This is a genomic window from Micromonospora sp. NPDC005324 (genome assembly GCF_040607155.1).
Lineage (GTDB): Bacteria > Actinomycetota > Actinomycetes > Mycobacteriales > Micromonosporaceae > Micromonospora > Micromonospora trifolii.
This window is the reverse complement of sequence record NZ_JBEXGE010000081.1, coordinates 1-10,018: the sequence shown is the minus strand read 5'-3', so window position 1 is coordinate 10,018 and position 10,018 is coordinate 1. Positions and strand designations below refer to the sequence as shown.

Below are 10,018 nucleotides of genomic sequence, written 5' to 3'. Positions count from 1 at the left end.
GCCCCGCGTCGGGCCCACACCATGCCCACCGGCAGAAACACCGACAGCCGCACCCACAACACCAAGATCAATCACTCATGAAAGACCGAGGCTAGCTACGGCTACACCGGCACCCTCGACCTCCTCTACCGCCAAATCACCGACGGTCGCGTCGAAGACGACCCTGCCAGTCGGCTGGGCCGGACCCGGAGATCATCAGCTCAATGAAAGCCGTGACGTTGGCGGAGCCACGGAATTACCTGGTGGGCCTCGCGAACGCCCCGCAACGTTCAACGGTGCCCCCGTTCACCCCCCGAAAACCCCTGCCAAGCATCGACTTTCAGTGGTAAGCATTGATGAGTCGGCGATCGGACCTAAGCAGGTCAGCGACCGATTATGACGATCCACGACAGAATCGAGGCCGTTGCGCTTGGTAACCGCGGGTTGTCGAATCTTGTCAACGTTGGCAAACCTCCGGCGTCAAGGCTGTGCCCCTCGGACGTCGGCGATTCGGCGTCGTGCTGCCCGTCGAGCTGTGCAGCCGTTACCGTCGCCCGGCCCCCGTGCACCAGAGCCGGATAGCAGTGACCTGACGGCAAGCGAGGCCTGGCCCTGCCGGGGGCCGCTGGCCGAGACGCTGGACGACCGCAGCATCAGCCGAGAGCACCTGCGGCGGTGGTGGCTCGTTGAGCGACCGGCGGGGAGCAGTGTCGCCATGACCAGGGGCCCGCTCATTCGAGCGGGCCCCTGGTCATTAGTTGATCAGAACAGCTTGTTGAAGCCTCCCCAGCCGACGCCGATCCTGGTGCCGCCGGAGGGGTTGCTGAAGAGCGCGGAGCCGTTCCCGCTGCCGTAGTAGACGTGCAGGTCGCCGTTAGCTTTGATGCCGAGCAGGTCGTTCTTCCCGTCGTCGTTCATGTCGCCCGGAGAGAACAAAGCGTTGGTATAGACGTTCCAGCCCGTGCCGGCGACCGTTCCGTTGTAGTTGCCACAGATGGCGAGGAACGGGATGCGGTTGTCTGGGTAGTCCATCCACCAAGCCGCCATCCAGCCGGTCTGTCCGTTGGAGCTGATGCCGTACACCCAGTACGAGCTGCCCACGACGAGTTGCCCAGGTCGTTGACAGATGGGTGTGAACATGGAGCCGGTGTTGAGTGTGTCGACCACGGTCGTGCAGTTGGTGGTGCTCGGTGACGCCTCACAGGCGGCGTTGGTGGCCGTGACGCTCACTCCGTCACTCCCCAGACGGTGTAGGTGCTGCTGGTCGGCTTCGTGCAGTTCGGTATGTCCGGCAATTGGTTCTCGCTGTAGTCGGCGTAGTAGGCCGAGATCCAGCCGGTCTTGCTGCGTGGCGTGGTCACCTTTACCCAGTACGGGTTTCCACCGACGTACTCGCCCTGCCGGGTGCAGATGGGCGTGAACTGTTCGGTGGTGGCGAGAGTGTCGATGATCGTCGGGCACTTGGCGACAGCCGAAGCGGGGTCGCACGTGGTGCTCGGCTGACGTACGTTGACGCCGGCCTGCCAGACCTTGTACTTGGCCCCGCCGACGCTGGCGAATCCGGCCTTGCCGTTGCCGCGGAACAGGGTCAACTCACCGGTGGATTTGCGGGCGAACAGGTCCGGCTTCCCGTCACCGTCCACGTCATCAGGGGCGACGATGGAATCGAAGCCCTGCCAGATGCCCCAACCCAGTCGGACAGGGCGGGAGTCGTCGGCCCAACCGCCGTAACCATTGCCGCGGTGCAGAACGATCTCACCGGTTGTCTTGCGAGCGATCAGATCGGGTGCGCCGTCGCCGTCCCAGTCTCCGGGTGCCACCACGAGGTTGTACTGGTTCCAGCCGGTGGCGGGCACCTGGTTGCCGTCGGAGTCCCAACTGGTCACCGGTTCGGCGTTGGGGTAGAAACTGCCCGCGCCCATGCCGCTGTGATAGACCAGGTCACCGTCGGCCTCAACGACCACGAGGTCATTCCAGCGGTCACCATCCCAGTCACCAGGCCGGACGACGTGCAGCCAGCCCGACCGGTTGCTGTCGATCTTCAGGGAGCACTGGACGCCGTCGAGGAAGTTCCCGGCGCCGTCGCCGATGTAGAGGCAGACGTCTCCGGCGGCGGTTCGACCGATGACATCGCCGTGGCGGTCGGCGTTGGCTTCGCTTCGGCTCTGGTGGACACCCGGGGAGGTCGCGAAGAAGCTGAAGTCGCTGTCCAATGACGTCGAGGGGTTGACGCCGTCCCAGGTGCGGACGCTGACTACGCCGGGGCCGCTGCGGGTCGGGGTCATGGTGATGGTCGCTGTGCCACCGGGAGCGTTCGCGGCGATGTACCGGGTCGGGGCGTCGTTGTCGATGCCGACGTAGAAACCGACGATGTCCTTGTTGCCCTTGGCGTTGATGGTGAAATGCCCCGGAGTGCCGGCTGGCTTGGTGCTCGGCGGGTTGCCCGGGTCGTTGTAGTTGGGATACTCCGGAGACGTGATGTCGACGTCGGCAAGGGGCATCGTCCGGTCTACCGTGAACTGGCAGGTTGCCGAAGGCCCGGAGAAGGCCCCGTCGCTGTCCTTGGTACGGACCTTCCAGTTGTAAGTCGCCCCATCGGCCAAGCTGGTCTTGGCTAGGAGGGTGCTGGCCAGGACGCCGCTGGATACCGTGACATTCCGGATGGTGGTGGCGCCGCCGGTCGGCCAATAGGAGAACGCCGCGGTTACGTTTCCGCCGTCGGCGTCTTTTGGCACTGCGCGCAGGTAGACCAGGGCCCCGGAGTAGTCCTTGAATGTCCGGATGGTCATGGAATGCCGTGAAGAGTGAGGGCTGTGTCGGGGATGGTGTGGGCGCGGCGTGCGCTGGCGGTGTTCGCCCAGCCTGCAAGGCGGATGGTGCTGCGGACGATGTCGCGTAGTGCGGCCATGACGGCGGGGGTGTTGTGGGTGCGGATCTGGTTGGCGTCCTCGCCGAAGGTGACGTCGCGGATCCAGTGCACGCTGTTCTCGATGGTCCAGTGTTCGCGGGCCCAGGTGGCGATCTCGGCGGGTCGGGCTTGGTGGGTGGGGAGGTCGGTGATCGCGTAGACGATCTCGGTTGCCCAGGTCCTCGTGCCTGGGCGGCGGCGTTTGCGACGGATCCGCACGGCTTGGCGGGCGTGAGGGAACAACAGGTCATTGACGGTGACGACCTGGACCTCGCGGATCTCGTGGCGGCCGTGACCCCGGCTGCTCTGGCGGTGCAGGACCGGTACTTGTTTCCAGGGCAGGGCCCGCAGTTGGGCGGCGAGGGTGGGCTGATTGTCCTTGACGGTGAACAGGTAGTGGGCGTGGCGCTGCTCGACGAGGTAGACCGCGTGGGCGCGTTGGGCGTGCAGGGCATCGGCGGTGACCACCGTGTCGGTGAGGTCGGTGTCGGTAATCTGGTCCAACAGGGGCGCGAACTCGCCGATCTCGTTGGTCTTCGCGGCGATCTGACGGGCGGCGAGAGTGACCGCATCGGCATGACGCACCGCGGACAAGATGAACACCTGCCCGTCGTCGGGGCGGCGGGCTCCGCGTAGACACTTGCCGTCCACCGCGATGGCCGTGCGGCGGATCGGATCACCGGCGGGCGCACGGTGAGCGCGACGCTGTTCCCGCTCACCGACACCGTCCGGAGTTAGCGGCGCCGGCCCGGGCCGCGCCAGCGCGGCCAGATGCCCATACCCGACCGCGGCCAGGTCAGCGGGGTCGACTTTCGCGTATGCGTCGCGCAAGGTCCGCTCGTCCGGGACCCGGTACCGGCCGATCAACGGGTCGAACGGGCAGCCAAGCCGGCTCAGTTCCCGCTGTCCGCAGCGTCGCACCCACTCCGCGATCGCGGTCAACGAGTCGTGGCCGGCCGCGCTCACCGCGCATACCCCGATCGCCAGCAACGTCGCCAACCCGTAGCGCACACCACGAGGATCACGAGGATCCTCGACCTGACGCAACCGATCGAGCAGCCCCTGCACCCTGACCAACGGCGCATCAACAGGACCAAGAACAGAGGAATCCGCCGAGCGACACGGCGGGGAGATGAGCGATGATGACACGGCGAGCACGACACCTTTGCCGATCGTGAAGTCTAGACACCTCCATGATCTACAGGTGTCGTGCTCGCCCCACATAGGACCCTAGGGCCCCCGGGCCCCCAGGCGACAACTCGACCAAAAGCCACATTCGCGGACTACTCCGGGGCCCTGGTGCGGACTCGCTCCACAAGCGCTGCAAACTGGTTTGTGTCGGTGTGGGCGCATCTGAAGGCGATGCGTGCGCCGTCGACGGCCGAGACAAGGTCGGCCGTTTCCTCGATCGTCTTTGGGCGCTTCATCGGAGAGCGCTTGGACCGCGTGGAGCGCCTGGAGCCATGGACCGTGGCGCCGAACGGAAGGGGGCTGTGCGCGGGCAGGAGTGCAACGGCCCTGGTGAGGTAATCGGCTGCGAGAGGCAACCTGGCGTTGCTCCGGCTACGACGTAGTGGTGTTGAGGGCCGTAGCCTTGGGAGGGATGGAAATGCGGGTGTGCGGACGATCACCGTGTGAACCGCCCCGAGGCTGGTAGAGACCTCTTTGCTTGAGAGGATCTGGCCATGCCGAAGCAGTACCCGAGAGACCTGCGGGAGCGGGCGGTGCGTCTGGTGCTGGAGCATCGGGGCGACTACGCCACCGAGTGGGAGGCGATCGGGTCGATCGCTGCGAAGTTGGGGATCGGGTCGGGCGAGACGCTGCGTAAGTGGGTCCGCCAGGCTGAGGTCGACGCCGGGCAGCGTGGCGGGGTGCGCAGCGAGGAGTCGGTGGAGTTGCGCCGGTTGAAGCGGGAGAACGCCGAGCTGTGCCGCGCTAATGAGATCTTGAAGGCCGCGTCGGCTTTCTTTGCGGCCGAGCTCGACCGGCCACACACACGCTCGTGAGGTTCATCGACGAACACGAGGCCCGCTTCGGCGGAGTCGAGCCGATCTGCCGCGCCCTGACCGGGCACGGGTTGAAGATCGCGGCCTCTACCTACTACAAGGCCAAGGCGATGCCGCCCTCGACGCGGGCGGTCGACGACGCCCGGTTGCTCGAGCGGATCCGCCGGGTCCACGCGGCCAACTACGGCGTCTACGGCGCCCGCAAGGTGTGGCGGCCGTTGCGCCGCGACGGCGTCGAGGTGGCCCGGTGCACCGTCGAGCGGCTGATGCGCGAGGCAGGCTTGCGCGGGGTCGTGCGGGGCAAGACGATCCGCACGACGGTCACTGATCCCGGCCACGAACGCGCCGGTGACCTCGTCGCCCGGGACTTCACCGCAGCGGCGCCCAACCGCTGCTGGGTCGCCGACTTCACCCACGTGGCCACCTTCGCTGGCGTCGTCTACGTCGCGTTCGTCGTCGACGTGTACTCCCGGGCGATCGTGGGCTGGTCAGCAGCGACCAATAAGCGCACACCGCTGGTCCTCGACGCCCTTGACATGGGCCTGTGGCGCCGCGACCGCGACGGCCGGACCGTGACGCAGGGTTTGATCCACCACAGCGACGCCGGGTCCGAATACACGTCGTTCCGGTTCACCACCCACCTCCTCGCCGCTGGCGTCGACGCCTCCATCGGCACCGTCGGGGACGCCCTCGACAACGCCCTGATGGAATCCACGATCGGCCTTTACAAGACCGAGCTGATCAAGCCACGGCGGCCCTGGCGCAGCCTCGCCCAGGTCGAACTGGCCACCGCCGAATGGATCGACTGGTACACCCAGCACCGCCTGCACTCCGCGATCGGGCACCGCCCACCCGCCGAACACGAATCGATGTTCTACGCTCACCACCAGCCCGACCAGCCGAAGCTGGTCACAGTCTGAGGACTCCACCAGACTCGGGGCGGCTCACCCCCTGCCGTACGCACGATCTTCGCATGATTGGCCACGTTCGCGGCGACGTCGTGCGCCACGACCGCAGGCTGAGCAACGGCGATGCGCAAGGCTTCCTCCACAAGCTGACCGACCGACAAGATCCAAATCCTAGACCACGTGCGTACGCAACCCCGGGTCGCTTCGCAGCCCCGGTAACGACCTTGTGGACGGTTGCGAGTCCTTGAGCATTGATGATCGCTGTTGGCGTCATGGTTGGCGCTGCGATCATGATGAACCTTCGGATGACAGGTCTCCCTGCAGGTGATAGCGGAACTGGGACCACGGTGGCATGCCCGCCACCGTGATCGGCTCGCGACGCGAACGCGCCATCGGCGCGTCGGCACGGGCGCGGAGCACGGGGCCAGGTGTCGACGACACGGCCGCGACCAGTTCACGATAGAACTCCGAGGAAATGTTTTCGGAATGCCGGACATGCCCCTGGTGAGGAGCGCTTCCTCGATCATGCCCAGGCGTGGATACCCCCGGAAAGGTTGGGCGCATGATTCATGTGTGGATGTCGGCTGACGTGGTGGATGGCGGACGTCATGTGGTGGTGCCGATAGGGCTCGCATTCGGTCCGGCGCGGGGAGAGTCGCTGTGAACCGGTGGCGGAGGCTTTCGGGGAGCGTCGCCCTTTTGGTGCTGGCGACCTCAAGCATGACAGCGGGCATCTTCTTGCCGAGGGCCGCCGAGGCTGGACCGGTGATCGGGGCGGTGAGCGGTGGCACGATGCGCTGGTTGACGCTGGTGACGGGTGACCGAGTGCGGGTCGAGCGGGTCGGTGCCGACGTGCTCGTGCGGGACGCTGTCGGTGGGCAGGGGCGCGCAGGAATGGTGTTCCGCCGCGAGTCCGAGGGCGGCGACGAATTCGTTGTTCCGGCGGATGCTGCGCCGTTGGTGGCGTCCGGCCGAGTGGACCGGCGGCTGTTCGATGTGTCAGCGCTAGCTCGGTCGGGCGAGACAGATGACATGCGGGTAATCGTTCGATACGAAGGGCGATCGGCACGGGCGGAGGCTACTGCCGCGGGTGGCGAGGTAACCCGTTCGTTGCCGGCGCTATCAGGAGATGCGCTGCGGGTTCCGCAGGCGCGTGCCGGCGCGCTTTGGAATGCGCTGGTCGGGACGGGGCAGCGAGGGCTGTCGGCAGGTGTCGGCCGGGTGTGGTTGGACGCGAGGGCCAGTGTGCGCCTGGACCGGACGGCGGCGCAGATCGGTGCGCCTGTCGCGTGGGCAGCGGGGATGCGCGGCGCAGGCGTGACGGTGGCGGTGTTGGACACTGGTGTCGACGCCGACCATCCCGATCTCGATGTCGCCGCCGCCCGGGACTTCACCGGAGGCGCTGCGGGCACCTCCGACGAGAATGGTCACGGTACGCACGTTGCCGGCATCATCACCGGAGACGGCACTGCTTCCCGGGGAAAGTACGTCGGGATAGCGTCGGAGGCGCGTTTGCTGAGCGGCAAGGTTCTCGACAAGTGGGGCGCGGGGAACGAGTCGGACATCATCGCCGGAATGCAGTGGGCGGTCGACGAGGGCGCTGACGTGGTCAACATGAGCCTCGGCTCCGACCAGCCGGATGACGGGACCGCGCCGCTGTCGGTCGCCGTAGACGAGTTGAGCCGCAGTTCGGGTGCTCTGTTCGTGGTCGCCGCCGGTAACCGCGGACCGCGCACTGGCACCATCGGCTCGCCCGGTTCGGCTACGACGGCGCTTACGGTCGGCGCGGTCGACCGCGACAACGCGATCGCCAGTTTCTCCAGCCGTGGACCCCGGCTCGGGGATTCCGTGATCAAGCCCGACATCACGGCACCAGGTCTCGGCGTGGTATCCGCGCTGGCCCACGACTCGGTCTTCGCGCACGACCTGCCGGCCGTCGACGGGCGCTACGTCAGCGTCAGCGGGACGTCCATGGCGGCGCCGCACGTGGCCGGAGCGGCTGCCCTGCTCGCCGGTCGGCATCCGAAGTGGCGGGGCGAGCAGGTTAAGTCGGCACTGATGGGAAGCGCCGCGCCAACGACCGGCGCCTCGATCTACGAACAGGGCGCCGGGCGGGTGGATCTCGCCCGCGCGTCCACCCAGGCGGTTTTCGCTACTCCGGCCAGCGTGGGACACGGTGTTGTCGAATGGCCACATGACGACGACCAGCCCATTGAAACCGCCCTCACCTACCACAATGACGGTGAGGTGGCAGTTACTCTTGACCTGGCGGCGGATGTCTGGGGTCCGGGTGGTGCCTCCGCACCTGCGGGGATGTTCACGCTCGAACCGGCCCGGCTCGTCGTTCCGGCCGGTGGTACTGCCGAGTCGAGGTTGGTGACGTCGATGCTGGTCGACGGTCCCGATGGCTTCTACAGCGGCGCGGTTGTCGCCGTGGGTGGTGGCACGAGCGTGCGGACCCCGGTCGCCGTGACCCGGGAGGTGGAGAGCTACGACGTGGCTCTCTCCGTGTTGGACCGGACCGGGCTTGAGACGTCGGAGCACTTTGTGCGGTTCGTCGGAGTCGACAACAGCCATGTCGTCATCTCCGGTGGAAGCCTCGGCCAGGGGAGCGTCCGGGTGCCGAAGGGGACCTACTCTTTGGACGCCGACATCCTTACGGCGAACGATGCCAGCCCGTGGGGCGGAGAACTTTCCGTGATCGTCGAACCGACGATGACCCTCGGTGGTGACGCCACCCTTGTGCTGGATGCCCGGGAGGCGAAGCCGATCGGGTTCGTCACCGACCGGGCAGACGCCCGCAACGGGGTCGGATGGGTGAGCGTACGGCGCCGTGCCGGCCAGGGCCGCGGAATGGGACTAGAAATGTTGGGGCCGCTGGAGGGGCTCTTCTTCCGGCCTTCGCGTACAGTCGCCCCAGACACCGATTTTTACATGGAGATCGGGGGCCGCTACGCTCGCGATGACGGCCACGGCGGATTTACCGGCAGCCCATACCTTTACAACTTCTCCCGATCGGTCCATGGCGGCGTTCCCTCGATGCTCCAGAAGCGGGTGCGCGACCGGGAACTTGCCTCGCGGCGGACCGAGTTGGCCGCAGCCGGCCCCGGGGAGGTCGCAATGGTGGAATCGCTCGTCCCGGTACCGACGCCCGGTCACCTCATCGAGTACTTCACGCCCGGTGCGGAATGGCAGACGCATGTCGAGATCGCGCCTGCCGAGGACCCCACGACTCTGCTGGCTTTCCAATATCGCGAAGGCGATATATTCAGACGTGGGCTAAATCGGACGCACCGGTGGAACGAAGCGGTGTTCGCCCCATCGCTACGGGCCGCCGACGACACCAACCCGACTACGGCCACGGTCCAGCGGACCGGCGACACCATCAAGCTATTCGCGCCGACACTGTTCACGTCTCCGACAGCGCACGGTGGCATCAGCTTTCCCGAAACCGATATAGCAACCCTCTGGCGCGACGGGGTCCAGGTCGGCGAATCACAGCCCGCCCGCAATTTTCGGGTCACCGTGCCACCGGGTAGGGCCAGCTATCGGGTCGGAGTCACCGCCACCCGCGAGGTCCCAAATCTGTCGACTCGCGTCAGTGTGGCCTGGACCTTCGGCTCCGACACCACACCGACCGATCGGGTGACAGCACTGCCAGTCCGGGTCGTCCGCTTCGCTCCACCGCTGAACCACCACAATCAGGCACCAGCCGGAAAGGAATTCCGGATACCGTTCACCGTCGACAAGCAGACCGCCAACGGGTATGGCACACCGTCCGCACCCACCGTCGAGGCCTCCTACGACGACGGAAAGACCTGGACGCCAGCAGCCGTCACCGGGGCCGGGGAACGAGGCACGGCCACCGTCCGCCACCCCACCGGCTCTAGACACGTTTCCCTCAAAGCGACCGCAACCGACACCGCTGGAAACACCGTCGAGCTGACAGTTATCCGCGCCTACTCCATCGGGTGAAACCCGGGACGCGCCCCGGCTGAACCGCCGGGGCGCGAGTCCCCGAAAGCTGCGGCGGCCTTCGCCGTCAACCGCCTCCTTGGCTGGATCCAATCGTTGATCGCGGCAATGTGGATGGCCGAGTGGAGCTAACGCCCAGCTTCACTTACTGGACGTTTGCTTCATCTTCGCGCCAGTAGCGGTCGATTTGCGTCTCGGGCTTCGATGGCGCAAGGTGCCCGACCTGACCGGGAAAGGGCGCA

The 10,018-nt window shown here is 66.6% G+C and carries 5 protein-coding genes; 2 read left to right on the top strand and 3 right to left on the bottom strand.

The window, feature by feature from the left end; all coding sequences use genetic code 11:
• Positions 1–741 precede the first annotated feature (741 nt).
• The 3 genes from ABZS40_RS35715 to ABZS40_RS35705 are packed head-to-tail and all read right to left on the bottom strand — an operon-like array spanning position 742 to position 3,964.
• Complete coding sequence (locus tag ABZS40_RS35715; protein ID WP_354949062.1) at positions 742–1,209, bottom strand: hypothetical protein; 468 nt, start codon at positions 1,207–1,209, stop codon at positions 742–744.
• Entirely contained in the window at positions 1,206–2,768 is a 1,563-nt protein-coding gene (locus tag ABZS40_RS35710) for a VCBS repeat-containing protein (protein ID WP_354949060.1), read from the bottom strand. Before ABZS40_RS35710 ends, ABZS40_RS35715 begins: the two co-directional genes overlap by 4 nt.
• Positions 2,765–3,964: an ISAs1 family transposase gene (locus ABZS40_RS35705; RefSeq protein WP_354949058.1), complete on the bottom strand. Its 1,200-nt coding sequence runs from the start codon at positions 3,962–3,964 to the stop codon at positions 2,765–2,767. The genes ABZS40_RS35710 and ABZS40_RS35705 overlap by 4 nt, the downstream gene beginning before the upstream one ends.
• Before the next feature lie 608 nt (positions 3,965–4,572).
• On the opposite strand from ABZS40_RS35705, the gene ABZS40_RS35700 reads away from it, so the two are divergent.
• Together ABZS40_RS35700 and ABZS40_RS35695 are read left to right on the top strand one after the other, a co-directional pair.
• Positions 4,573–5,813, top strand: a protein-coding gene (locus ABZS40_RS35700) for an IS3 family transposase (protein WP_354949056.1) whose coding sequence is annotated in 2 segments (ribosomal slippage) — positions 4,573–4,858 and positions 4,858–5,813 — 1,242 coding nt in all. Because the reading frame shifts where the segments join, the coding sequence is not laid out codon by codon here.
• A 753-nt stretch (positions 5,814–6,566) separates the two neighbouring features.
• The gene (locus ABZS40_RS35695) at positions 6,567–9,776 is read left to right on the top strand and encodes a S8 family serine peptidase (RefSeq protein ID WP_354949054.1); all 3,210 of its coding nucleotides are present in this window, start codon (positions 6,567–6,569) and stop codon (positions 9,774–9,776) included.
• The last annotated feature ends 242 nt before the right edge of the window (positions 9,777–10,018 follow it).

What these genes read in the sequence shown, in the direction of transcription:
- ABZS40_RS35710 (WP_354949060.1), bottom strand. Translation starts at nt 2,768, where the DNA reads ATGACCATCCGGACATTCAAGGACTACTCCGGGGCCCTGGTCTACCTG.